Source organism: Cobetia sp. 3AK, assembly GCF_029846335.1.
GTDB classification, from domain to species: Bacteria; Pseudomonadota; Gammaproteobacteria; order Pseudomonadales; family Halomonadaceae; genus Cobetia; species Cobetia marina.
This window is the reverse complement of sequence record NZ_JARWKR010000001.1, coordinates 1-23455: the sequence shown is the minus strand read 5'-3', so window position 1 is coordinate 23455 and position 23455 is coordinate 1. Positions and strand designations below refer to the sequence as shown.

Genomic DNA, 23455 nt, shown 5'->3' with positions numbered 1-23455 from the left:
TGATGAAAATTTGATCAATTTTCTCCTGCCCAGGTCTGGCGCGGCTTGCAGCGAGGAAGCACAAGGTTATCCACAGTATCGTCCACGGAAGACGTGAATAACTGTCATCCTGATGACCTCAGGCTGTCATCGTTAGCCGCTACCCGATGGCGTGCTCTTGAGAGGGCACACTCAATCCGAGTGGCAGCGGCCGTTGCGCCCGCCGGGACGCCTCGGCGCATGGCTGGTCAGCAGGGGCAGGCATGCTAGAATCTCATCATTGCTCGCGCATGTAGCGTTATTCCTTTTCGTTCTTACCAAAGTGGAGGAAATGTTTGGGAATGCGCGACAGGCTCGTTATTCTATAAAACTAAATCACATATAAATGCTGGCGCTTATGCCTGATTCGTTGCTGTCATGTGCTCGCTGCGTGTGGGACGGTGGATGACGTCTGCACTTCGACACATGCCCTGCCCGCATAAGTCTGCCACCATCGAGGATTTCCGATGCGCCATTCACGTTCACTTGCTGCCGTCTTCTCTTCCACTGCTCTCAAGGGCACCGTGATGGCGGCGGCATTGGGGGCTGCTGCCATGGGCAGCCTGGCCGCTCACGCCGACACCCTGAAGGTCGGCATGTCCGGGGGCTACTTCCCGTTCACCTTCGTCAAGCAGGACAAGCTGCAGGGCTTTGAGGTGGATGTCCTGAATGCCGTGGGCGAGATCACCGGCGACGATGTCGAATTCGTCACCATGAGCTTCTCCGGTCTGATCGGTGCACTGGAAGCGGGTCGTATCGATACCGTGGCCAACCAGATCACCATCACCGATGCGCGCAAGGCCAAGTTCGCTTTCACCCAGCCGTACGTCTATGACGGGGCGCAGGTGGTCAAGCGTCGTGGCAACGACGAGATCACCGGCGTCGAGTCCCTCAAGGGGCACAGCGTGGCGGTCAATCTGGGGTCCAACTACGAAGCGCTGATGAAGGAGCTGCCGTACGCCGACCAGATCGACATCAAGACCTATGAATCCAACATCGAGCAGGACACCGCCCTGGGCCGTGTCGATGCCTTCGTGATGGACCGCGTCAGCGCAAGCCAGGTGATCCAGAAGACGCCGTTGCCGCTGGAGCTGGCAGGCACGCCGTTCTCACGTCTCGAGAACGCGCTGCCATTCCGCAAGGATGCCGAGGGTGAAGCCAAGCGTGACGCGGTGGATGCCGCGCTGACCGAGCTCAAGGAAAATGGTCGTCTGGCCGAGATTTCCAACAAGTGGTTCGGCAATGACATCACCACGCCTTGAACATTGACGGGCGCGCCCTGATACAGGGGGCACCCGTGGACGAGCCTGACGCATGACGGTGTGTCACGTGCAGGCGCGTCAATCGATGTCGTGAGCAAACGGGGTGACGGCACAACCGTCACCCCGTTGCCGTGATGATGCTCCGCGTGTCGCCGGGATATTGCCGTCATCACGTCGATGGGCGTCTTCCGTGAGACTCTCAGCCAAGCCCTCAGCCTGTCCGGATAACGAATGGATACTCTCAATATCGATTACATGCTTGGCCTGCTGCCGGTCATGCTCAAATACCTGCCACTGACACTCAAGATGGCCTGTATCGGCATGGTGGCCGCGCTGGTACTGGCCTCGCTGTTGGCGGTAGTGCGGGTGCTGAAGGTGCCGGTGCTCAATGCGCTGACCGTGGTGTTCATCTCCTTTTTCCGCGGTACGCCGCTGCTGGTGCAGCTGTTCCTGTTCTACTACGGCCTGCCGCAGGTGATGTCGTTCCTCACCCAGATCGATGGCGTGACCGCGACGATTCTGGGCCTGACGCTGCACTTCTCTGCCTACATGGCCGAGTCGATCCGTGCGGCCATCGTCGGCGTCGATCGCAGCCAGACCGAGGCGGCGCTGTCCATCGGCATGACCAATGTCCAGTTGATGCGTCGCATCGTGCTGCCACAGGCAGCCCGTGTGGCGGCTCCCACGCTGATGAACTACTTCGTGGACATGATCAAGTCCACGTCGCTGGCTTTCACGCTGGGGGTGACCGAACTGATGGGCGCGACCCAGAAGGAAGCGGCCAGCAGCTTCCTGTACTTTGAATCCTTCATCATGGTGGCCATCGTCTACTGGGTGATGGTGGAAGGGCTGTCCTTCGTGCAGCGCTGGATGGAGAAACGTCTCAACAAGGCCTATCAGCGATGATTGCAGTCAGAAATCTGATCAAGAAATTCGGCGGACAGGCCGTACTCGATGGCATCACGCTGGAAGTGAAGCAGGGCGAGATCATCGTCGTCATCGGCCCGTCGGGTACCGGCAAGTCCACCTTGCTGCGTTGCATCAACTTCCTGGAGCAACCCGATGACGGGGAAATCCAGATCGGCGAGCACAAGGTCGCGGCCACACGCGCCAGTCGCCATGACATTCTTGCCCTGCGTCGCAACAGCGCCTTCGTGTTCCAGAACTATGCGCTGTTCGCCAACAAGACGGCGCTTGAGAACATTGCCGAGGGCCTGATCGTCGTCAATGGCTGGCCCAAGGCCAAGGCGCATCAACGCGCCCGCGAGATTCTCGAGCGCATCGGCATGAGCGAGAAGGCGGATGCCTTCCCGGCGGCGCTTTCCGGTGGACAGCAGCAGCGCATCGGCATCGGGCGTGCCATGGCGGCCCAGGCCGAGGTCATCCTGTTCGATGAGCCGACCTCGGCGCTCGACCCGGAGTGGGTCGACGAAGTGCTGGAGCTGATGAAGCAGCTGGCGGTGGAGCGTCAGACCATGATCGTGGTCACTCACGAGATGCAGTTTGCGCGGGAAGTCGCTGACCGCGTCATCTTCATGGAAGGCGGGCGTATCGTCGAGCAGGGGCCACCGAGTCAGCTGTTCAGCGCGCCGAAGGATGACCGCACCCGCGCCTTCCTGCGCAAGGTGCTCGATGAAGTCCCGCCGCAGGGAGCGGCAGGTATCTGAGCGGCTGCCATCTCAAGGGCAACCCTCATCACGACGGCCCACCTGCCTGCGCAGGTGGGCCGTCGTGGTTGGTGAGGCTCGTCGTGGTTGGTGAGGCCCGTCGTGATTGATGGCGAGCATCGTGATTGCCCGGGCGCATCCCCGCGATGCGCCCGGGGCAGAAGAGGGCGGCGACTAGCTGCGTCGCGGCATGCTGTGCACCCTGGCCACCGCATCATCAAGAGCCAGGGCCACACGCTCTTCCAGCAGCTCCTGTTCGGCAGGGGTCATGTAGAAGGCCATGTCCACATCATGACGGATGTAGCGCGGTGCCAGCTGATTGAGCGCGATGCAGGCGACATCCTCGCGGCTGTCGCCATCCATGCCGCTGGCCGTGGCATGCAGGCGTATGCCATCGAACACCAGCTGCTCCATGTAATTGTGGACGCCCATCGACTGTGGGCTCCCCTGGGTCGAGCAAGACGTTGCGTGCTGTCCGTGCATGATGAGTATCCCTTGTGACGTGACGAAGGCGGTCATTGCCTGCTGTCGAAAGGCCGGTCTCCTGTGCCCGTCCGGCGGACAGAGCCTCAGCCCGACAACAGACGCGCTTCTGCCTCTTCAATATGATCAGCCAGCCCGGACAATACCAGCGTATCGCCACACGCGAGACGAAGATCACCCGTGGGCTCCTCGATGCAGTCCCCGTTGGCGCGCACGATGCGGGAGATCAGAATACCGCTGCGCTCCGGCAGGGAGATCTCGTCCAGTCGGCGCTCACAGGCCCAGGTGCTCTCGGTCAGGGTCACGGGATGGCGTCTCAGCAGCGGGTTGCCACGCTTGTCGGTCAGCTGGGACTGCTGGCCGTGGAAGTAGCCATGCAGCAGACTGTAGCGGGCCTCGCGGGCCTTCTGGATCGAGCGCGCCACACGGCGAAATGGCACCTCGAGATTGACCAGCACATGCGAGACCAGCATCAATGAGCCTTCCAGTACCTCCGGGATCACCTCGGTCGCGCCGGCGGCCTTGTAGGTGTCCAGGTCGGCATCATCCTGGGTGCGCACCAGCACCTTGAGCTCGGGGAGCTGCAACGGCTGGATGGCATGCAGGATGGCCAGTGCATGCGGCAGCTGGTTGACGGTGATCACCACCTGGCGGGCGCGCTCGATGCCCAGTGCGCGCAGAATGTCCTGACGCTGGGCATCACCGAAGACCACCGGTTCACCCGCGCTGGCGGCTTCATGCACGCGGATGGGGTCGGCATCGATGGCGATCCACTGGAGCTTCTCCTGGGTCAGGAAGCGCCCGACCGTCTGACCGACACGCCCGAAGCCGCACACGATGACGTGATCGTGCAGCGGGGCCGTGGCCTCGCTCAACTGCGCCGTGGTGTGCGGATTTTCCTGGGTGGGGGTATGTGAGCGGCAGGCACGTTGCGACAGATGCTGGTTGTGACGAATGAGCGAGGGCGTGACGACCAGCGAGCCGATGATGATCGCCACCACCAGTCCCACGGTATCGGTGTCCATCAGCTGCTGTTGACTGGCCAGTGCCAGCAGGGCAAACCCGAACTCTCCGCCCTGTGACAGCACCAGGCCGGTGCGCATGGCCGAATCCAGTGGTCGTCCGGAGAGTCTGGCAAGCCCCGTGATCAACAGTGCCTTGGTGGTCAGCAGACAGATCACGCCGATCACCACCCAGTACCACTGTGCCAGCAGGACATGCGGGTCGAGCAGCATGCCCACCGAGACGAAGAACAGGCCCAGCAGGATGTCCCGGAACGGGCGAATGTCCGCCTCAATCTGATGCCGGTAATGGCTTTCACCGAGCATCATGCCCGCCAGGAAGGCGCCGAGCGCCATCGAAAGGTGCAGGCTATGGGTCAGCCAGGCCGAGAACAGGGCCACCAGCAACACGGTGAGCACGAACAGCTCTTCCGAGCGTGAGCGCGCGACTTCCTGAAAGACCAGTGGCAGCACCCATTTGCCGATGGCCATCATCACCACCACCAGGCCGATGCCCTTGGCCAGCATCACACCCAGATCGCTGAGCAGCTGGCTGCCATCTCCCGCCATGGCCGGAATCAGGATCAGGAACAGCAGGGCGGCAAGGTCCTGAAACAGCAACACTCCCACCGCGGCATGGCCGTGGGGGCTGTCCAGCTCGTTCCAGCGCGCCAGCTCCCGCGTCACGATGGCCGTGGAAGAAAGTCCCAGTGCGCCGGCCGCGACCAGCGCCGCGGCAGGGGTCAGCCCCAGTGCGCAGCCCAGCGCCCAGAAGAGTCCGCTGCAGACCACCACCTGGGAGGCTCCCAGTCCGAAGACGGTGGTCTTGAGGGCTCGCATGCGGGGCATCGAGAATTCCAATCCCAGCGAGAACAACAGAAAGACCAGGCCGAACTCCGACAGAAAGGCCAGCTCTTCCGGACGGCCTATCCAGCCTGCCAGATGCGGGCCGACCAGAAAGCCCACCGCCAGATAGGCCAGTACCGGTGGCAGGTGCAGGCGTCGGAACAGCGCCGCCGCGACCACCGAGGCCCCCAGCAGGATCATCACGTCATTGAACAGGCTATCTGCCATCTGGCCCTCCTGGCCTTCCAAGCGTATGAACGGGATAATACCGTGAACGCATCATGCATGAATTGACGGAGGTGTCATGAACCCGACCGAAATACCCCAGGACGGCGAACTCGCCGGCAACGCGCATGACGAATTGCGTGACCTGCTGGCACGCCTGGAAGCGACGATGAAGGCGGCGGATCTGTGGCGCATGGAGACACCGACCCCAGAGGCCTTCATGAGCGTGGAGCCCTTCTGCGTGGACCGCATGGACATGGGGCAGTGGCTGCGTTTCGTGTTCATCGCGCGTCTCGAGGCACTGTGTGACGCGCGTGGCAGCTTCCCGGTGAAGTGTGACGTGGCGCCTGCCATCGAGGCCTGGTTGAAGGATGCGCGTCCGGAGCGCCGCGTGGCGATGACGGAAGTCGTGCGCGAGATCGATACGCTGATCACCGACAACTGAGTCGTCGCGGTTCACACGGGAGATGGGTATGCCGTACTACTTCGCCTACGGAAGCAACATGAATCCGGCGCGTGTCGCGGCACGCATCGGTGACACGCGTCGTGCCCTGCATGGCTGGCTGGAGGAGCATCGGCTGAGTTTCGACAAGGCGTCGCGTGTTCCGGGGATCGCACATGCCAATGTGCAACCGGCGCGGGGTGAGCGTGTCGAAGGGGTGCTCTACGAGCTGCGCGACCCTGAGCAGATCACCCTGATGGACCCCTACGAGGGGCGCCCACATGAATATGAGCGCTTTCGTAATGCCATCGTGACACGTGACGGTGTCATCGAGGCCTGGGTGTACATCGCCTTGCCGGAGCGCACCGGTCAGGGACTCAAGCCGGCCCGTGAGTATCTCGAGCACCTGCTGGGTGGGCGTGACTTCCTGACCCCGGACTATTTCACGGCATTGGCAGACGTGGAAGCGGTGCACTCGCTGGATGATGACACGCTCGCACGGCTGGGGCTGTCACGCAGCACGCCGCGCTGAGACGCCAGAGACGACAGCCGTGACGAAAAAAGCCCGCCCCTCATCACGAGGGGCGGGCTTTTTCATGGCAACGCCCTGGCAACATCATGCCACCAGGGGAGGGCCGAGGGGCGCTCAGCGTTGCTCGGTCAGTACCGGGTCCAGATTCGTCTGGTCACGACGGCTGGTCAGCATGCCGATGATCAGGCCCGCCAGTGCAGGTGCCAGCCAGCCCAGATTCATGGAGGCCAGCGGCAGCAGCGGCTCGATGCGGTGCGAGATGGCCATCAGGGAATCGATGCCACTGGCTTCGAAGCCATCGAGCAGGCTGACCAGCAGGGTCAGGCCCAGGCTCCAGGCGAACACGCGCGGTGCATCATGCAGGCGCGGGCGCAGGTAGGAGAGCAGCGTCAGCACCAGCACCAGCGGATAGAGCGTGACCAGCACCGGAATCGAGACGCTGATCAGCGTCGAGAGGCCCAGGTTGGCGATCAACGCCGAGGCCACTGCCATCACGATCACCAGCAGACGGTAGGGCACGCTCGGCAGCAGGCGATGGAAGAACTCGCCGCAGGAGGTCAGCAGGCCCACCGCGGTGGTCAGACACGCCAGAGTGATGACCAGCGCCAGGATCAGCTTGCCGGCATCCCCGAACAAGGCCTCGACGTAGACCGGAATCAGTTCGCCCTTGGCGGCTTCCGTCACCAGAGCATGGCTGGTGGCGCCCATGTAGGTCAGCGGCAGATAGACGGCTGCCAGACAGATCGCGGCGATCGCGCCGGCCCACAGGGTGTAGCGCGTCACGTCAGCGGTGGCGGTGATGCCACGCGCCTTGATCGCGGAGACGATCAGGATGCCGAACACCATCGAGGCCAGCGCATCCATGGTCAGGTAGCCCTGCTGGAAGCCGGTCATGAAGGGCGCTTCGGCCCACTCGGGGCTCACCGGGCCCAGCGGCCCCTGCGGGTCGATGATGGTGAACAGCGCGATCAGTGCCAGCAGCGCGATCAACAGCGGGGTCAGCCACTTGCCGACCACGTCCATCAGCTTGCCGGGGCTCAGGGCGATCAGGGTGGCAATGCCGAAGAACACCACCGAGTGCAATGCCAGGCCTGACTCGGGCGTCATGTCGATGAACGGACGCATGCCCATCTCGAAGGCGACGGTACCGGTACGCGGGATGGCGAACATCGGCCCGATGGACAGGTAGATGGCGACGCCGAAGGCCGCTGCCGCCCACTTGGGCAGCGGGGAGGTGATCTTGTCGAGCCCGCCGCCGATCACGGCCACCGCGACGATTCCGGCCAGCGGCATGCCGACACCGGTGGTCAGAAAGCCGAGTGCGGCTGGCCAGAACTCGGCTCCTGCGCCCTGACCTACCTGAGGCGGGAAGATGATGTTGCCAGCGCCAAGGAAGAGCGCAAATGTCATGAAGCCCAGCGCCACGATATCGAGGCTGGAAAGTCGTGTTTTCAAGATGACGTCCTACGGATTCAGCGGATGCGTTGCGGCAGCAGGATGTCGGAGTCGACACGCTGCCGGGAAGCCGTTGGCCAGCGACAGGGGTGAGGTCACCAGCAGACTCGGGCTCGCGGGGTAGTGCGAAGCCCGCGTCTCATGGCGAGAAACAGGCCAACCTGTGAGTCGCCTGAATCTGACGCGGCGCATTATCGTTGATTTCACGCATCAAGACAAAGTGAGTACTCCCTCCCGAGCAGTCCGCTTGCCGGTCTGATCGCGACGTGAACCGTCAGGTGGGGGAAGCCGGGGACAGCGGGATGAAGTGAGGCCATCCATCCGGCACCACGAATACCCGCCATTGAGAGGGGGTGTCGTGTCGCGAGTCCAAGGGCCGGTGCGGCGCGCGTTCCAGCCATAGCTGACGCGGATGCTGAGGCGGCGCCTGCCGGGGAGTGCCCGTTGGTGGGTTCGCTTCCCCGTCAGAGGGCGCGAAATAGTCCTCGAGCCAGAGTTGCAGCTCGCGCCACCCGGTCAGTGATTGCACTGGGGGAGGGGCCAGCCAGGCGGGCTTTTCCCTGAGACAGCCCAGCAGCGGCGCGGTATTCATCGCGGTACTGTCGAGGCTCTGGCAGAAGGCGGCAAACTGGCTCACGGGGACCCACCAGCCAGCCTGCGCCGCGCTTGAAGGATGGCAGTGACGCGGTGGCGGCAGCTGCTCATCGGCAGGTGTCTCCGGCTGCCAGGGGCGAAACAGACCGCCGGGCATGGCCAGGCATTGGCCCGCGAGCCACCCGGGGGCCGAGTCTCCCGTCGCCTCGGCGGCGTCGCTCACGGGTAGACCAAGCGCCTGACGAATCGTCTGTTGCCCCCGCTCGCTGAGCGCCAGTGGCAGCTGGTGCGCAAGACTGCGTCGCGTCTTGATGGCGAGACTGTCGGCGCCGCCCGGGCCGATCCAGCGCTCCAGACCATCCGCCGGCCCCGGACCTTGTGGCAATCCCAGATAGAACTTGATCGCGACTTCCAGGTGGGTGGGGGTCGTATCGCCTGCCGCCAGATACAGCATGTCCAGCTCGCCCAGCGTGATCTTGCCTTCCATGATCCTGAGATTGTGGGCCAACAGTCGGCTGCCCGGGGCGTGGGCCAGTACGAACCGCCACAGCAGCTCGTGATAGAGACCGAGCCGATGGTGGCGACGCTCATCCACCGCGGATTCCAGTGCCTCGGGGGCCTGCTCAAGCTCGCTCAGCCAGCGATGGCGAGCGATGACGTCGCCCAGTCCCAACGCCTCGAGAGCCGGGCGCTGATAGGGGAGCAGTGTCAGCAGGTCCGGGGCACTCAACAGCCAGGCGATATCCCTGACGCGCGGATGCGTATAGCGCTCGCATTCGCCACGCAGGGTCTGCCCGGCAGTCTTCGGCCAGCGGGTGGGAGGGGCCTGCAAAGGCGCGTCATTGTCAGGAATGGGTGGCGGGTTGGGCATGTCGCCAGTGTAACGCTCACTCACCCACGCGGCCATTCGTGCCAGAGGGACCCGCGACCTCTGCTGACGGTGTTGGCGAGGGCATCGTCGTTGAGGATTGATTCCTCATGAGAACCAACCCGTGATGGTCAGGCCGGTACTCCACGCGCTGCACGTCTCTCGGCGTGTTCAACGAAGGGTAGATGCAACATGCAGACAATATGCAGGCAATGTGCGCGTGTCTCTTGAGGTCTGAATGCCCCCTTGTCACCTGACCAGGACGGAGCCGTCATCTGACGATCGCGCCCAGGCAGCGTGCTTGAGCCAGGGCCCCCGGCGATGGTGGAAGCGACCTTCGGCGTACCCGGTGGGTGAGGAACAATTCGGGCGACCGGGGTGAACAATCCTCTGCTCTGCAAGGGAGTTATCCGGCTTCCTGTCGCTGGCCGACAGAAAAATAAACGCATTATTTCTCTTTCTGCTGCATCCAGTCTCAAGGCCTTGGCGTATGTCTCATCAGAACATGACGACACACTTCACCGCTGGCGACATGTTCTCCCGAGGGGAGTCTCGAGACGGGGACTTCTCTCGAGCACCGAAGGATTCTGCCAGGGCAAGGCGTCAGTCAGATGGCTGGCTCGGCACGGAATCAGGAAGTTTCTGCGCCATCATGGTTGTACAAGAGTTGTCCATGACTCTGACAAGAATTTTCGATCTCGAGGGGCGCGCGGAAGAGGCTGGCCCCGGAATCGACAGCCCACCGCGAGTTTGTTGCTCAATGCGAAACAGTGAGCTTCCAATGGCACGGCTAGTTAGAAAGCGGAATAAAGATTAGTCTGTTAATTATCGAAGCGAAGCACGACCCACAGCCAATGGAGGACGGAGCCCGGACAGGGGCTACTCGCCAGATCCTTCACTCGCTGACAACGACTTCACGCGGAATCATCCGCTACCCAGGATCAGGAGATAGACCATGAAGAACACCACACTGAAGACATTGATCGCCGCCGCCGTCATCGCCACTGCCAGCACGTCCGCCCTTGCCGCTGATGACAGCCCTGCCGCTCTGCGCGTCCAGAATGCGCTGAACAGCCAGCAGATCATCGGCCAGTCCCAGCCGGCAGCCACCAGCCAGCAGAGCTTCGCGGAGACTGGAATGAGCGTTGCCGCCGGACGTGTCGAGCAATCACTCAATGCCGAGCACATTCGTGGCCAGCAGACCGCTGCCGTATCCCGGGCCAATGACACCGTTTCCGAGCAGGGCAAGAGTGTCGCAGCCAGCCGAGTCCAGCAGAGCATCAGCGACAACGCCTGAGCCGACGCAACGCTGAGTCGTCAACGGGTCGCAAGATACGGCCTCTCGGCGCGTCGCTCTCAAGCACTCTGTCTTTCCCTACCTCTTTCGTCAGTGTCATTTCCAGGAGTCACATCATGAAGACCTTCAATGCCCTCATCGCCGCCGCCGTTCTCTCCGTCACCACCGCAGGCGTTGCCAACGCTGATAGCGTTGCCGACCAGCAGGTCCGCGCCACCATCAGCGAATCCGTGATCCACGGTCAGGCCCAGCAGGCAGCGACTCAGCCGCTGCACCTCAACGACGCCGGCAAGAGTGTTGCGGCCAGTCGTGTCGAGCAGGCGCTGAACAACCAGAGCGTCAATGGTCAGCAGGCGCAGATCACTCGTGATTCCCGCGAGTACGTCAATGATGCCGGCAAGAGCGTTTCCGCTACCCGCGTCCAGCATGCCCTGAGCGAAAGCGTCTGAGGACAGGGGATCGCATTGGTGGATGGTCTTGGCTACCGCCACCGGGTGGGTCGTCTCTGCGCATGGTATGTGCTGGATGTCGACAAGGTGTTAGAGGATTTTCTTGAGTCTTCGTGAGGCATTCTTGCCAAAATTTACGCCGGTTGGATGCTGATATCTGCGATGTATCATTGGACAGATTTGAGACGATTTCTGGGGCGCAAGGCGTGATAGGCGCTCGAGAATGACAAGCCAGTCAGCCCTCGCAAGGAAGGATTGTTAATCTGGATAATTGCAGATATTTCCCGCGTTTTTCGTGAAGATTCATCGACAGTACATGGTGAGAGTGTCATGGTGAGTCACGGTGATTAAACGTTGTTGATTGCCGAGCGGCATGCCGGAAATGTCGAGGCCGGATGCCATGATATCGATCAAGTGGAGACCCATGATGGTGCGCGGAAAACTCAAGAAGGTGGCAGGTTCAGTGTTGTTGGGTATCGGCCTGATGTCGGGGAATGCGATGGCGGATGATGTCGCCGATAAGCCCAAGGTGCTCATCTTCGATGTCAATGAAACGCTGTTGGACCTGACCTCGATGCGCAGTTCGGTCGGTGAGGCACTGGGGGGAAGAGAAGACCTGCTGCCCCTGTGGTTCTCGACCATGCTGCATTACTCCCTGGTGTCTACCGTGACCCGGGACTATCACGACTTCGGGCAGATCGGTGTCGCCTCGTTGCTGGTGGTCGCGCAGAACAACGGTGTCGAACTGACGGATGAGCAGGCGAAGAAGGCCATCATCACACCGTTGCTGACACTCCCGCCTCACCCTGATGTCAAGGAAGGTCTGGCCAGGCTCAAGGCCGAAGGCTACAAGATCGTCAGTCTGACCAACTCGTCCAACAAGGGCGTCAAGGCCCAGTTCGAGAACGCGGGACTGCTGCCGTATTTTGATGCTCGCTACAGCATTGAAGATATCCAGATCTACAAGCCGGACCTGCGTTCCTATGAGTGGGTGCTGGACAAGCTCGATGTCGAACCTGAAGAAGCCATGATGGTCGCTGCACATGGTTGGGATGTCGCGGGTGCCAAGGAAGCGGGCTTGCAGACCACCTTCATCGCCCGCCCGGGCAAGGCACTCTTCCCGCTGTCAAAGGCGCCGGATCATGTCGTGAAAGATGTGAACGAACTGGCCGACATCCTGGAGTAATTTCCTTGATTGGCGGGGGCTATCGAGATCCTGTCACCCTGAAGTCCGAGGTATCGGTGGGGCTGGCGAATCTCCTTTGACAGAAATCATATCCTGTCAATCGGGAGGCTGCCGGTCCCATCGCCTGGCAGATTCATCGTGAATACTCCGCAAGTATTCTGGCGATATTGTCGAGATTTCGTGATGGTGGTTCGCTGTCATGCGCTGTCATGCGCTGTCATGCGCTGTCATGCGCTGTATTTCATTGATGTTGATCGATGGTGCGTGATGATGGAATGGCGCGCTGACAGGTCGCATCGAGGTGGCGTGACAGTCCTCAGGCGATCTCGAGAAGGATGTTCGTCAGAAAGACCCAGAGTGCTTGAGAAAGCCCCCCGCAGGCACGGTTTCTCAAGCGCTTTCCTGTCCTGGGTGTCGCTGTCCCGACATTCATTGCCCGCCCGATTGGCGGGTTTTTTTATGTCTCGCGTCCAGAGGCAGTGTCATGGTGAGGGCGCGCCAGAAGAGGGGGAGCGCAGGCCGAGCAGGCGTGCTGCATCGCGCGGTCGGGGTCTGAGCGAGGGGAGCGCAGGTGGCAGAAACCAATGTCAATGGTAGGCTGGGCGGCATTCCCCTTTTCCAGACAGGAGCGCAGAGATGAACGACGCATCACCCCAGCATGGCCACCGTAGTCCGCAGATCATCGAGCCTCAGGGCCAGGCGGATGCCTGTGTCATCTGGTTGCATGGGCTGGGGGCGGACGGCAGTGATTTCGTGCCCGTGGTGCCGGCGCTGGGATTGCCGGCTGATCACGGCGTGCGTTTCGTCTTCCCGCACGCGCGTGAGCTGGCCGTGACCGTCAATGGCGGCATGCGCATGCCGGCCTGGTACGACATTCTCGAGATGAATCTTGGGCGGCGTGTCGATGAAGTGCAGCTGCGCGAGTCCGCGGCTTACGTGCATGCCTTGATCGAGGAGCAGGTCGCGCAGGGGATCGCCAGTGAGCGCATCCTGCTGGCAGGCTTTTCTCAGGGCGGTGCCGTGGTCTACGAGGCGGCGTTGAGCTGTGAGCGGCCGTTGGGTGGGTTGCTGGCGCTCTCCACCTATTTCGCCACCAGCGCGACCATCACGCCGTCAGCCGCCAATCAGGGGCTGGCCATCAGTGTCCATCACGGCACCCAGGATGACATCGTGCCGCTGGCACTGGGGGAGGCTGGCACCGAGAGTGCTCGCGCCCTCGGGCATCCGCTTGAATGGCACACCTGGCCGATGGCGCACGCCGTGTGTCTCGAGGAGATCGAGGCGATCGGTGAATGGTTCACGGCACGCCTGCTGGCCTGATCGGCCGCCAGTCCCACAACGCCGCTGACGGAGTGATTCGTCAGCGGCGTTTTCATGTGCCGGCAGCGCGGGTCACGTTCAGCAGCGATAGCGATAGGCGAGATGTTCATCCTTGCGCGGACCGGTGATGCGCCAGTCGAGGTCGAAGCCGCAGGGCTTGTCATCCGCATCGCGCACGATGACGAGGGTGGCGGAATAGAGGTCATCGATGCACAGGTGTGCCTCGCGGCTGATGAAGTGGTCACCATCGCCTGCGGGAGCCTCGATCAGGTCGAACAGGAAGACCGCCGCATCGCGGCCGCGGCGCTCATGGCTCAGTGACAGGGCCGTGCCATCGGGGCTCAGTCGCCAGCGATAGCGATTGCTGAACGTGACACTGCTGGCCTGGCCCTCCAGTCGGAACTGCCCCTGTTCATTGAAGAGGATGTCCCACGAGACTTCCGCCCCAGTCCTGCCGGCCCCATCAGGCATCTCCTTCTCGAGGCGCACTTCACCGCTGCCATGGCCGGACCAGGCGTTGCGTGAGGCAGGCCCTGAGCGTGACGAAAATTCCAGGTGGCGTATCTGCTCAAGCAGCGCGTGGAGGGTTACAATGCCTGTCAACTTTCTCTGCCTAACGGGTTTACTCGTCATGTCCTACCTGATCGGTGTCACGGCCCTGTGGGCCTTCTCGTTTTCCCTGATCGGCGTCTACCTGTCCGGTCAGGTCGATAGCTATCTGGCCGTGCTGACACGCATCGTGCTGGCCAGCCTGATCTTTGCTCCCTTTCTGCGCCCACGGGCGATCAGTGGCCGCATCCGCTGGCAGCTGATGGCCATCGGTGCGGTGCAGCTGGGGCTGATGTACATCTTCTTCTACCGCTCCTTCCTGCTGTTGCCCGTCCCGGAAGTGCTGCTGTTCACGATCTTCACGCCCATCTACATCACCCTCCTGGATGACATGATGAAACGTCGGCTGTCGCCATTCTACCTGCTCACGGCGATGGTGGCGGTCATCGGTGCGGCGATCATTCGCTACGACGGGGTCACCGAGGGCTTCTGGCTCGGCTTTGCCGTCGTTCAGGGGGCCAATCTGTGCTTTGCCATCGGCCAGGTCGCCTATCGTCATCTCTCGCCCCAGCTGCCTGAAGGTGTCGCACACCGTCATGTGTTCGGCTGGTTCTATCTTGGCGCCCTGGCGCTGGTGGTCGTGATGTTCCTGCTGTTCGGCAATACCGACAAGCTGCCTTCGCAGCCGGTGCACTTCGTGGTGCTGGGCTGGTTGGGCATCGTGGCGTCCGGGATGGGCTACTTCCTGTGGAACAAGGGAGCGACGCGCGTCGATGCCGGTACCCTGGCGATCATGAACAATGCGCTGGTACCGGCGGGACTGCTGGTCAATCTGCTGATCTGGAATCGCGACGCGGACCTGCCGCGTCTCGCGCTGGGCGGGGCGGTCATCGTGCTGGCGCTGTTGATCAATCAGTTCTGGGCGCGCCAGCGCGAGCAGCGCGCGCGTGAGGCGCAGAGCGTTCGCTAGGCATCGGCTCCGTGCAGCGCGTTGCGCAGGGTCTTGGTCAATCGAGCGAGGGTCTCATCGTCCTGCAGTTGGGCCGCATTGAGGCGCAGGCCGGGGCTGACCGCCTTGAACAGGTAGCCGGGCAGAGTGGCGATGCCAGCCTCGAGCAGCTCGCGGTGCAGGCGGGAAAGGGCCGCGCCATCGAGTCCCGGCAGGCCGCACCACTGCAGATAGCCACCACTGACACCGGGCAGCCAGACGCCATCGCCGAGAGCAGAGGCAAGCGTCTCGCGCAGCAGTTGCAGGCGCTTCGCGTAGCAGCGGCGCATGCGGTGGACATGGCGCCCGTAATCGCCGCTGGCGATCAGTTCCGCGAGGGCGGCGTGCATCCATGGCATGTCGCCCATGCCATCGGCCCAGCGTGCGCGAATCAGCCCCTGCATGCCCAGCTCGGCGTCAGGCGTCACGCTTTCGGGCCGTGGGAGCCACACCCAGCCACAGCGTGCTCGCGGGTCGAGCGTCTTGGACAGCGAGCCCACCGTGATCACGCCGGGTGCCTGTTCCGGTGATATTGTCTGTCCCAGTGGCGTTGTCTGCGCCGGTGACGGTGCTTGGCGCTGATGGAGGTCCATCAGCCAGGGCAGACGGGTGTCGAAGCTCAGTTCCGCGAAGGTGGCATTCTCGATGATCTGTACCCCGTGGCGTTGGGCCAGCTTGAGCAGGCGATCTCGATCCGTCAGGCTCAGCTGGCCACCCAGCGGGTTGTGGCAATCCGGTGAGACGATCAGCGCGTCGAGGGCGGCCTTGCCGTGTCGGTGCCCGGCCGTGGGCGGCATCTCTGGCCGCGTCTTGCCTGCACACGTCTGCCGCCTGTCCATCTTCCTTGCCTCTCCTTCCTCCAGCAGTCTGGCCAATGCCTCGATATCCAGTCCGCTTCCAGCATGTGTCGGCAGGGCAATGGCTTCGTGACCATTGGCTTCCACCGCCGCAAGCACACCGAAATAGCCGGGGGCCTCGATGCCGATGCGACAGCGTCCCCGGCTTGCGCGCCATTGTCGGAGAATCAGCGACATGCCTTGCTGAGCCCCCTGACACAGCAACAGGGTGTCACCGTGACAGTGATGGCCATGGTGGCTGAGGTGAGAGGCGATGGCCTCGCGCAGGGCGGGGGAGCCCGGGGGCAGCGCGTAGGCGCTGGGGGATTCGGCGTGATGCTTGAGCTTCTGGCGCACCAGCCGATAGAGGCGCCGCACGGCGGGCGCATCCAGCTCGGGGTGCGCCGCGCCCAGCGGAGCCAGCGCCGGGTCGCTGGCATGTGCCATGGCCTGCCAGGCCGGGTCATCGATGGCCAGTGACGGAGTGGCAAGAGGGGTGCAGCGTGACGGGGCGGCGTCGTGATCGCGGCTGGCGGAAGAGGGAGGCGCCGCTGCGGCCGCGACCTGAAATCCCCGGCGCGGGACAGCCACGAGGAAGCCGGCGGATTCCAGCTCGCCATAGGCGCGGATCACGCTGTTGAGTCCCAGCCCTGACAGGGCCGCCTGGCGGCGCAATGAGGGCAGCCGTTGTCCGGGGACGAGTTGCCCCGTCGCCATCTCGGCTTTCAAGCGCGTCGCCAGTTGTTGGTAGCGCGGCGCTGATGGGAGGTCTTGAGTGCCACTCATGCGGACTGTATCCCCTGAAAAAGCCATTCTCTGTATCTTGTATCCCCTGATGCCTTCGCGGCAAGCTCATGTCACATCACGCCGGCGATGCATGACGCGCTCGGTGTGAGCGCTCCTCGGGACAGTGAGGTCCCGTCTCTCGTGCTTTGGAGTCAATCTGATGTGGATGCCGCTGACCTTCGTCTTCCTGTTCGCCACCGGGTTCATCGCCGCACGTTTCGGCACCCTGGATGCTGAGCCTTTCACGCTGCTGCTGGTGCGCAGCCTGCTGGTACTGCCGGTGCTGGGGCTGATCCTGTGGATACGCCGCAAGCCGCGCCAGTGGGGGCAGCGCCATGACAAGCTGGCTCAGATGGGCATCGGCATGCTGTTGCACGGCGCCTATCTGGGTGGCGTGTTCGCGGCGGTCAAGGCCGGGCTGCCCGCGGGGCTGACGGCCTTGCTGGTCAGCCTGCACCCTCTGGTGACGGCTGCGCTGTCACTGCCGCTGTTCGGTATCCGTCTGGGCGCCAGGCAGTGGCTGGGGCTGGGGTGTGGCGCGATTGGCGTCAGTCTGGTGCTGGGGGCGGGCGTGCTTCAGGGGGCAGGCGCCGCAAGCGCCACGCTCGAGTGGCCGATGATCGGCCTGCTGTGGTGTCTGGTGGCGCTCATCGGCGTGTCCAGCTCGACGCTGTGGCAGAAGCGTGTCGGTGGTCGGATGGGGCTGGTGGAGGGGCTGGTATTCCAGTATCTGGGAGCGGGCTGTGTCTTCCTCATCGCAGCCAGCAGCGTAGGTAGCTTCGCCTTCGACCCGACGCCTCGTCTGCTGCTGACCCTCGCCTGGCTGGTGATCGCCATCTCGGTGGGTGCCATCTGGTTGCTGATGCTGATGCTCGAACGTGGCGAGGCCCACCAGGTCGCACGTACCTTCTTCCTGGTGCCGCCGTGTGCCGCGCTGATGGCCTGGTGGCTGTTCGATGAGCAGTGGACCGCCTTGATGGTGGTGGGAGCGGCACTGGTCGTGCTGGGACTGGTGCTGGATCGCCCCCGTCCGGGCAAGGTAGCCAGGGCGCCGGCTGACGACACGTCGCCGTCAGCGCCCGAGACGTCGGCACCGAGCAGCGGGCAGGCCGCCTCGCGCTGATTCACCCTGAAAGCACAACGCCCCGCCGGCCCGTGATGGGCTGGCGGGGCGTTGTCGTCTGTGGCCAGTCAGATGCGCGACTCAGAAGCGATAGCTGATACCGGCCATGGTCACGATCGGGTCGATCTCGACCTTGTCGTTGACGCTGCCCGCCACGGTGACATCGGAATCGATATCCAGATACCAGGCAGCGATGTTGGCCGCCCAATGCTCATTGATGACCAGGTCGACACCGATCTGTGCGGCCGCGCCCCAGCTGTCATCCATCTCGAGCTTGGTGCCGTCATCGAGGGTTTCATCGGAGAAGTGGGTGTAATTGACGCCTGCACCGATGTACGGCTGGATGCGGGAGTCGCGTCCACCGAGGGGGTAGTACTGCAGTGTCAGGGTCGGTGGCAGATGATCGACGGAGCCGGCCTTCTGGCCATTCAGCGAGATGTCATGCTCGAAATTCTGCGCGGCCAGCAGCTCGATCCCCAGGGTATCGGTGAAGCGATACCCCAGAGTGAAGGCGAAGGCGCTGTCATCATCGACGTCCACGTCGGCACCGATGGCATCGATGCGACCGTTGTCGCTCTTAGGCGAGACCTTGGCGACACCCGCACGCGTCCAGAACTGGCCGGCACCATAATCGAGGTGCTCGAGGCCTGAGTCAGTCGATGAGAACGGCGCAGCGACAGCCGACGTGGCAGTCAGCGTGAGTGCGGCCGTGATCGCCGCCATGCGCAGCGGACGTGAAGAGGACCGGCAGAAGGAGAAGGGCAAGAAGGACTGTGCGGCTGACATGTTCGCTCCCGAAGTGACAGGGGGTGAGAAAGGAGATGTCAGTCTAGGAGCTCATGTCGCCGAAAAATTGATCCATGACAAGGGTTTGCCGTCATGTCCGACAAGGGTTCGTCACACTTGATTCAAATCAAGTTCCGTCTGTCTCGCCGACTGTCCGCGCATGCAAGAACGCCGCAGGCCCTGAGGCCTGCGGCGTTCTTGTGCGTCGTCAATGAGGCAAGGGGATCACCCCTGATGCGTCATGGCTCGGCGCGGCTCGTCAGTGCGTGTTTCAGCACTTAGAAGCGGTAGGTGACACCGGCACCGACGGTGACCGGGTCCAGCTCGGTGTCGTTCACGTCCTGGCCGTTGATCTTGGTGTCGGCCTTGACGTCAGCGTAACGAGCGAAGCCATTGACGGCCCAGGATTCGTTGATGTTGAGGTCAACACCCAGCTCGGCAGCAGCGCCGTAGCTGTCGTCGATGTCCATGCTCTGGCCACCGGCAGACTCACCGGAGAAGTGGGTGTAGTTCAGGCCGACGCCAGCGTAAGGCTGAACGCGAGCTTCGGTACCGCCCAGCGGGTAGTACTGCAGCATCAGGTTGATCGGCATCTGATCGAAGCCACCGTCGCTGTTTTTCCAGTCGGTGCTGAATGCTTCAGTGGACTGCAGAGCAACTGCCAGGTTGTCGTGGAACATGTAGCCCACGGAGCCGGCGAAACCGGATTCATCCTTGGCGATCAGGCCATTGCCGTTGTTGCTCTTGCCGTCGACCTTGGCAACGCCGCCGCGCAGGAAGATGTCGCCCTTGCCGTAGGCCAGTGCAGATTGTGCACCCATTGCCATGGTGCCGGCGATGACGGTAGCAGTCAGGATCTTGATGGTTTTCATGTGATGTTCTCCTTGAAGCTTGTGGCCTCGGGGGCTTCCTGTCGGCGGTGCCTGGCGAACTCGGGGGATGTACCGAGTGTGGCAAGGCTGCCTTGTTCAGGGGACGAGATGAACTATAAAAAACACTGTTCTTTTTGGCAAGCATTTTTTTAGAACAATGTTTGAAAACATATTTGACGTCTTGTTAGCGGATGTTACCGATTATTTCAGAAAAGGTGCATGTCTCGAGGATGAGACTGGAGGTGGCGCAGGACAGCGACAGGGTCGTTCATTTTCACGACAGATTCATGAGACGTTGGTCGTAGGCGGCTCGTGAGGTGAGCGCATGCTACGCAATGCGTGATGCGCCCACCAGTGTGGGAATTCAGCGACGCTTGCGCTGGGCACGTGCTTCAAGCTCGTTGAGCCATCGACTGACCTCGTCACTCTGCGCGGGACAGTCGAGGTAGACGGCCAGAAACTCTCGCCACTCCGCTGCCTGCCAGGCCTTGAGGCGGCGCCACAACACGTAGAGGTCGCGCTGGCACTCGTGACGGCGCAGCACGAAGCGTCGGGTCTTCTCCAGGTCGATGATGACGGCATCCATCTGTTCCTGCATGGCGCTGGCACCGTCGGCGGCGGGCTGTGGGCGGCTGAGGAACAGATGCTTGGGGAACAGGCAGCCGTGCATCATGCCGGCTTGATGAATCTGTCGCACGAGACGCGCGCTGGCAGTGATGACTTGCGTGCGTCGGGTATCGTCCAGCGCCGTCCAGCGTGCATGCCAGTGGTCCAGATCATCGCGGCCGTCGAGATCGAAGGTGATCAGGATGGCGCGCCACTCCTTGCCGGTGCGGCGCTCGCCATACCAGCCGGCATCCACCGAAGGAATGCCCAGCGCGTGATAGTGGCGGATGGCACGCCACTCGCGCGAGAAAGTCGGCTCGCCCAGTGGGCGTGACAGGCTGCGGCCCAGATGGTTGGTCTGGCGCTTGAGGTAGAGGCGATGTGTCTGGCCCTGCTCGTCCTCGAGAGTGAGCAGCGAGACCGTCGAGATGCCTCCGCGCTCACGGTTAGGGGCATCAACGTCCTGGGCGGCCACGTGCCACAGGGCCTCGAACCGGTTCAGGCCGTGGTAATCCAGCAGATTCCCCAGGGCGGGGTCACAGTAGTCGGCATGGCCACGGGGCGCCGTGGCACGTGGGCCCCGAGAGGCGCTGGACAGGGAGTGGCGGGAAAAGGAGGTCATGGCAAGTTCACGAGCGAAAGAGGGGAGGTGGGTCACGGGCAATCCCTGCCGCAGGACCCAGCGATGGATCGCCCTATGATAGTTAGCCTGCTGGTGAAGTGATAGTCGCTGATCGGCAACTCCTGTGTCTGCGCATTCAACACGCGTCGCAGGATTGTCCGAGCCGTGCATGGCTGCTGTCGTGCAGGCCCGTGCTCTGTGGCGTGTGGTGGAAGGTCGCAGGTGTCGCGCAGGTGCGCGAGGAGAGCGTTGAGAGGCCGCTGGCGGTCCACTGCGCGTCAGCCCAGCAATGATGCGGGCCATGGACGTTTCCGCTGTCAGCTCATGGGCTTGCGATCCCCGCAGGCGGCGCTTGCCGGAGTGCGGCTGCGACAACCTGTCATCTGGAGCCTGTCGCGAGAGGGCAGAGAATGTCCGACCAAGGTCTTGGTACCACGGTGCCATTGCCTGTGCGCTTTCCGGCGGGAGTCGGGGGGAGACTGCCCCCGACGTCGGTGGCAAGCGCATGCAGAGACGGCAGTCTGGCCGTTCGTCTTATCGCAAAGGGGTTAGACATGATCTCCGATACCGTAGTGGAGCTGTCGCGGTTCCAGTTTGGCATGACCGCGCTCTATCACTTCCTGTTCGTCCCGTTGACCATCGGCATGGCCTTCCTGCTGGCCATCATGGAATCCCTGTATGTGATGACCGGCAAGCAGGTCTACCAGGACATGACCAAGTTCTGGGGCAAGCTGTTCGGCATCAACTTCGCGCTCGGTGTCGCCACCGGCCTGACGATGGAGTTCCAGTTCGGCACCAACTGGGCCTATTACTCGCATTACGTCGGCGACATCTTCGGTGCGCCGCTGGCCATCGAGGGCCTGGTGGCCTTCTTCCTCGAATCCACCTTCGTCGGGCTGTTCTTCTTCGGCTGGGACCGCCTGAGCAAGCGTCAGCACCTGATGGTGACCTGGCTTGTCGCCTTCGGCTCCAACTTCTCGGCGCTGTGGATCCTGATCGCCAATGGCTGGATGCAGAATCCGGTCGGGGCGGCCTTCAACTTCGAGACCATGCGCATGGAGCTGACCAGCTTCGCGGATGTCATCTTCAATCCGGTCGCCCAGGCCAAGTTCGTGCATACCGTGTCGGCAGGCTACGTGACCGGCGCCATGTTCGTGCTCGGCATCAGTGCCTTCTATCTTCTCAAGGGGCGGGATCTGGGCTTTGCCAAGCGCAGCTTCGCCATCGCCGCGGCCTTCGGACTGTTCTCGGTGGCCTCGGTCATCGTGCTGGGCGATGAGTCCGGTTATGAGGTGGGCGACGTGCAGAAGGCCAAGATGGCCGCCATCGAGGCGATGTGGGAGACCGAGCCGGCGCCGGCGTCCTTCACGCTGATCGGTCTGCCCAACGAGGAGACCCAGCACACCGATTACGGCATCCACATTCCCTATGTGATGGGGCTGATCGGTACGCGCTCGCTGGATACCGAGATTCCGGGCATCAAGGAGCTGACCGAGGAGCACCGCGGACGCATCGTCAATGGCATGCAGGCCTATGATCTGCTCCAGCAGCTGCGTGAGGGTCAGGACGATATCGCGACCCGTAAGGCCTTCGATGCCGTCAAGCAGGATCTCGGTTACGGCATGCTGCTCAAGCGCTATGTCGAGACGCCCTCCGATGCCACGCCGGAGATGATCGACAAGGCCGCGGCCGACTCGATCCCCCCGGTGGCACCGATGTTCTTCTCGTTCCGCATCATGGTCGCCTGTGGCATGGCGATGCTCGCGATCTTCATCGTCGCGGTATGGATGAGTGCCAAGCATCGCTTCGATGTGCGCCCCTTCCTGTGGATCTGCCTGCTGTCGATCCCGCTGCCGTTCATCGCGGTGGAGACCGGCTGGTTCGTGGCCGAATTCGGGCGTCAGCCCTGGGCGGTCGGAGAGATTCTGCCGACCTTCATGGCGGCCTCGAGCCTGGATGAGTCGGATCTGTGGTGGTCCATCGGCGGTTTCCTGGCCTTCTACAGCCTGTTCTTCGTGATCGAGATGTGGCTGATGTTCCACTTCGCGCGCAAGGGACCCTCTTCCCTGCATACCGGCCGCTATCACTTCGAGCGCGGCGCCCTGCGAGACGACGAGGGCATGTCGCTCAATCCTTCGCTGTCATTCAAGGAGTAATGGATCATGTGGGATTACGAGATCCTCAAGCTGTTCTGGTGGGTGGCGGTGGGTCTGCTGCTGATCGGCTTCGTCATCACCGATGGCATGGACATGGGCGCGGCGATGCTGATGCCGCTGGTCAGTCGCAGTGACAGCGAACGGCGCGTGGTGATCAACACGCTGGCGCCGCACTGGGATGGCAATCAGGTATGGCTGGTCACCGCCATCGGTGCCGTCTTCGCGGTGTGGCCGGTGGTCTATGGCGCGGCGTTCTCCAGCTTCTATTTCGCGATGCTGACCATCCTGTTCTCGCTGTTCTTCCGTCCGCTGGGCTTTGACTATCGCTCCAAGCTCGAGAGCCCCCAATGGCGGGGCTGGTGGGACCGCGGCATCGTCGCCGGCAGCCTGATTCCCACTGCCTTCTTCGGCCTCATCTTCGGCAACCTGCTATTCAAGGAGTAATGGATCATGTGGGATTACGAGATCCTCAAGCTGTTCTGGTGG

At 62.5% G+C, this 23455-nt stretch carries 22 protein-coding genes; 13 read left to right on the top strand and 9 right to left on the bottom strand.

Going from position 1 to position 23455, the window contains the following annotated elements; translation table 11 throughout:
* Positions 1-545: 545 nt before the first annotated feature.
* The 3 genes from QD228_RS00110 to QD228_RS00100 all read left to right on the top strand — a co-directional run bounded on the left by QD228_RS00110 (position 546) and on the right by QD228_RS00100 (position 2947).
* The gene (locus QD228_RS00110; protein ID WP_103751385.1) at positions 546-1280 is read left to right on the top strand and encodes an amino acid ABC transporter substrate-binding protein; all 735 of its coding nucleotides are present in this window, start codon (positions 546-548) and stop codon (positions 1278-1280) included.
* Between the two features lie 231 nt (positions 1281-1511).
* Positions 1512-2186, top strand: a complete 675-nt coding sequence (locus tag QD228_RS00105) for an amino acid ABC transporter permease (protein ID WP_077372544.1) — start codon at positions 1512-1514, stop codon at positions 2184-2186.
* A complete protein-coding gene (locus QD228_RS00100; RefSeq protein WP_077372546.1) occupies positions 2183-2947 on the top strand; it encodes an amino acid ABC transporter ATP-binding protein in 765 nt (254 codons plus the stop codon). The genes QD228_RS00105 and QD228_RS00100 overlap by 4 nt, the downstream gene beginning before the upstream one ends.
* Positions 2948-3121: 174 nt before the next feature.
* Here the strand turns inward: QD228_RS00100 and QD228_RS00095 are convergent, their stop codons facing one another.
* Positions 3122-3379, bottom strand: coding sequence for a late competence development ComFB family protein (locus QD228_RS00095; RefSeq protein ID WP_084209043.1), 258 nt, complete (start codon positions 3377-3379; stop codon positions 3122-3124).
* A 137-nt stretch (positions 3380-3516) separates the two neighbouring features.
* The gene (locus QD228_RS00090) at positions 3517-5505 is read right to left on the bottom strand and encodes a cation:proton antiporter (RefSeq protein WP_084209042.1); all 1989 of its coding nucleotides are present in this window, start codon (positions 5503-5505) and stop codon (positions 3517-3519) included.
* A gap of 76 nt (positions 5506-5581) precedes the next feature.
* On the opposite strand from QD228_RS00090, the gene QD228_RS00085 reads away from it, so the two are divergent.
* Complete coding sequence (locus QD228_RS00085) at positions 5582-5947, top strand: YqcC family protein (protein WP_084209041.1); 366 nt, start codon at positions 5582-5584, stop codon at positions 5945-5947.
* Positions 5948-5975: 28 nt separating this feature from the next.
* Positions 5976-6476: a gamma-glutamylcyclotransferase gene (locus QD228_RS00080; protein WP_279874008.1), complete on the top strand. Its 501-nt coding sequence runs from the start codon at positions 5976-5978 to the stop codon at positions 6474-6476.
* 114 nt (positions 6477-6590) lie between these two features.
* On the opposite strand, the gene brnQ is transcribed toward QD228_RS00080, so the two are convergent.
* The gene (gene brnQ / locus QD228_RS00075) at positions 6591-7931 is read right to left on the bottom strand and encodes a branched-chain amino acid transport system II carrier protein (RefSeq protein WP_219815740.1); all 1341 of its coding nucleotides are present in this window, start codon (positions 7929-7931) and stop codon (positions 6591-6593) included.
* Between the two features lie 274 nt (positions 7932-8205).
* Positions 8206-9420 (bottom strand): DUF1853 family protein, encoded by a 1215-nt coding sequence (locus QD228_RS00070; RefSeq protein WP_279874006.1) that lies wholly within the window; start codon positions 9418-9420, stop codon positions 8206-8208.
* A 928-nt stretch (positions 9421-10348) separates the two neighbouring features.
* Between QD228_RS00070 and QD228_RS00065 the strand changes: the two genes are divergently transcribed.
* From QD228_RS00065 to QD228_RS00050, 4 genes are all read left to right on the top strand, one after another.
* Positions 10349-10690: a hypothetical protein gene (locus QD228_RS00065; protein WP_084209039.1), complete on the top strand. Its 342-nt coding sequence runs from the start codon at positions 10349-10351 to the stop codon at positions 10688-10690.
* 116 nt (positions 10691-10806) lie between these two features.
* Positions 10807-11139 (top strand): hypothetical protein, encoded by a 333-nt coding sequence (locus QD228_RS00060; protein WP_176502704.1) that lies wholly within the window; start codon positions 10807-10809, stop codon positions 11137-11139.
* Positions 11140-11563: 424 nt separating this feature from the next.
* Complete coding sequence (locus tag QD228_RS00055) at positions 11564-12325, top strand: haloacid dehalogenase type II (RefSeq protein ID WP_279874004.1); 762 nt, start codon at positions 11564-11566, stop codon at positions 12323-12325.
* Between the two features lie 636 nt (positions 12326-12961).
* A complete protein-coding gene (locus QD228_RS00050) occupies positions 12962-13645 on the top strand; it encodes a carboxylesterase (protein ID WP_279874002.1) in 684 nt (227 codons plus the stop codon).
* A gap of 78 nt (positions 13646-13723) precedes the next feature.
* Here the strand turns inward: QD228_RS00050 and QD228_RS00045 are convergent, their stop codons facing one another.
* The gene (locus QD228_RS00045; RefSeq protein ID WP_279874000.1) at positions 13724-14248 is read right to left on the bottom strand and encodes a DUF6314 family protein; all 525 of its coding nucleotides are present in this window, start codon (positions 14246-14248) and stop codon (positions 13724-13726) included.
* 28 nt (positions 14249-14276) lie between these two features.
* Between QD228_RS00045 and QD228_RS00040 the strand changes: the two genes are divergently transcribed.
* Positions 14277-15164 carry a carboxylate/amino acid/amine transporter gene (locus QD228_RS00040; protein WP_084209035.1) on the top strand — a complete coding sequence of 296 codons (888 nt, stop codon included), beginning with the start codon at positions 14277-14279 and terminating at the stop codon, positions 15162-15164.
* On the opposite strand, the gene QD228_RS00035 is transcribed toward QD228_RS00040, so the two are convergent.
* Positions 15161-16804, bottom strand: coding sequence for a PLP-dependent aminotransferase family protein (locus QD228_RS00035; protein WP_279873998.1), 1644 nt, complete (start codon positions 16802-16804; stop codon positions 15161-15163). The two genes, QD228_RS00040 and QD228_RS00035, sit on opposite strands and share 4 nt — an antisense overlap.
* A 160-nt stretch (positions 16805-16964) precedes the next feature.
* Between QD228_RS00035 and QD228_RS00030 the strand changes: the two genes are divergently transcribed.
* Positions 16965-17927 (top strand): DMT family transporter, encoded by a 963-nt coding sequence (locus QD228_RS00030; protein WP_279873996.1) that lies wholly within the window; start codon positions 16965-16967, stop codon positions 17925-17927.
* 81 nt (positions 17928-18008) lie between these two features.
* On the opposite strand, the gene QD228_RS00025 is transcribed toward QD228_RS00030, so the two are convergent.
* The 3 genes from QD228_RS00025 to QD228_RS00015 form a co-directional block, all read right to left on the bottom strand.
* Positions 18009-18713 carry an OmpW family outer membrane protein gene (locus tag QD228_RS00025; protein WP_279873994.1) on the bottom strand — a complete coding sequence of 235 codons (705 nt, stop codon included), beginning with the start codon at positions 18711-18713 and terminating at the stop codon, positions 18009-18011.
* A gap of 278 nt (positions 18714-18991) precedes the next feature.
* A complete protein-coding gene (locus QD228_RS00020) occupies positions 18992-19585 on the bottom strand; it encodes an OmpW family outer membrane protein (protein ID WP_065392614.1) in 594 nt (197 codons plus the stop codon).
* A 364-nt stretch (positions 19586-19949) separates the two neighbouring features.
* Positions 19950-20813, bottom strand: coding sequence for a lipopolysaccharide kinase InaA family protein (locus QD228_RS00015; RefSeq protein WP_176502700.1), 864 nt, complete (start codon positions 20811-20813; stop codon positions 19950-19952).
* 554 nt (positions 20814-21367) lie between these two features.
* On the opposite strand from QD228_RS00015, the gene QD228_RS00010 reads away from it, so the two are divergent.
* Together QD228_RS00010 and cydB are read left to right on the top strand one after the other, a co-directional pair.
* Positions 21368-22969: a cytochrome ubiquinol oxidase subunit I gene (locus QD228_RS00010; protein ID WP_084209032.1), complete on the top strand. Its 1602-nt coding sequence runs from the start codon at positions 21368-21370 to the stop codon at positions 22967-22969.
* A gap of 6 nt (positions 22970-22975) precedes the next feature.
* A complete protein-coding gene (cydB, locus tag QD228_RS00005) occupies positions 22976-23413 on the top strand; it encodes a cytochrome d ubiquinol oxidase subunit II (RefSeq protein WP_347882120.1) in 438 nt (145 codons plus the stop codon).
* Positions 23414-23455: the final 42 nt, after the last annotated feature.

Bases quoted from the DNA above. Each gene is read 5' to 3' on its own strand.
- QD228_RS00110 (WP_103751385.1), top strand. From the start codon at position 546: ATGGCGGCGGCATTGGGGGCTGCTGCCATGGGCAGCCTGGCCGCTCAC.
- QD228_RS00105 (WP_077372544.1), top strand. From the start codon at position 1,512: ATGGATACTCTCAATATCGATTACATGCTTGGCCTGCTGCCGGTCATG.
- QD228_RS00100 (WP_077372546.1), top strand. From the start codon at position 2,183: ATGATTGCAGTCAGAAATCTGATCAAGAAATTCGGCGGACAGGCCGTA.
- QD228_RS00095 (WP_084209043.1), bottom strand. From the start codon at position 3,379: ATGGGCGTCCACAATTACATGGAGCAGCTGGTGTTCGATGGCATACGC.
- QD228_RS00090 (WP_084209042.1), bottom strand. From the start codon at position 5,505: ATGGCAGATAGCCTGTTCAATGACGTGATGATCCTGCTGGGGGCCTCG.
- QD228_RS00085 (WP_084209041.1), top strand. From the start codon at position 5,582: ATGAACCCGACCGAAATACCCCAGGACGGCGAACTCGCCGGCAACGCG.
- QD228_RS00080 (WP_279874008.1), top strand. From the start codon at position 5,976: ATGCCGTACTACTTCGCCTACGGAAGCAACATGAATCCGGCGCGTGTC.
- QD228_RS00065 (WP_084209039.1), top strand. From the start codon at position 10,349: ATGAAGAACACCACACTGAAGACATTGATCGCCGCCGCCGTCATCGCC.
- QD228_RS00060 (WP_176502704.1), top strand. From the start codon at position 10,807: ATGAAGACCTTCAATGCCCTCATCGCCGCCGCCGTTCTCTCCGTCACC.
- QD228_RS00055 (WP_279874004.1), top strand. From the start codon at position 11,564: ATGATGGTGCGCGGAAAACTCAAGAAGGTGGCAGGTTCAGTGTTGTTG.
- QD228_RS00050 (WP_279874002.1), top strand. From the start codon at position 12,962: ATGAACGACGCATCACCCCAGCATGGCCACCGTAGTCCGCAGATCATC.
- QD228_RS00040 (WP_084209035.1), top strand. From the start codon at position 14,277: ATGTCCTACCTGATCGGTGTCACGGCCCTGTGGGCCTTCTCGTTTTCC.
- QD228_RS00035 (WP_279873998.1), bottom strand. From the start codon at position 16,804: ATGAGTGGCACTCAAGACCTCCCATCAGCGCCGCGCTACCAACAACTG.
- QD228_RS00030 (WP_279873996.1), top strand. From the start codon at position 16,965: ATGTGGATGCCGCTGACCTTCGTCTTCCTGTTCGCCACCGGGTTCATC.
- QD228_RS00025 (WP_279873994.1), bottom strand. From the start codon at position 18,713: ATGTCAGCCGCACAGTCCTTCTTGCCCTTCTCCTTCTGCCGGTCCTCT.
- QD228_RS00020 (WP_065392614.1), bottom strand. From the start codon at position 19,585: ATGAAAACCATCAAGATCCTGACTGCTACCGTCATCGCCGGCACCATG.
- QD228_RS00015 (WP_176502700.1), bottom strand. From the start codon at position 20,813: ATGACCTCCTTTTCCCGCCACTCCCTGTCCAGCGCCTCTCGGGGCCCA.
- QD228_RS00010 (WP_084209032.1), top strand. From the start codon at position 21,368: ATGATCTCCGATACCGTAGTGGAGCTGTCGCGGTTCCAGTTTGGCATG.
- cydB (WP_347882120.1), top strand. From the start codon at position 22,976: ATGTGGGATTACGAGATCCTCAAGCTGTTCTGGTGGGTGGCGGTGGGT.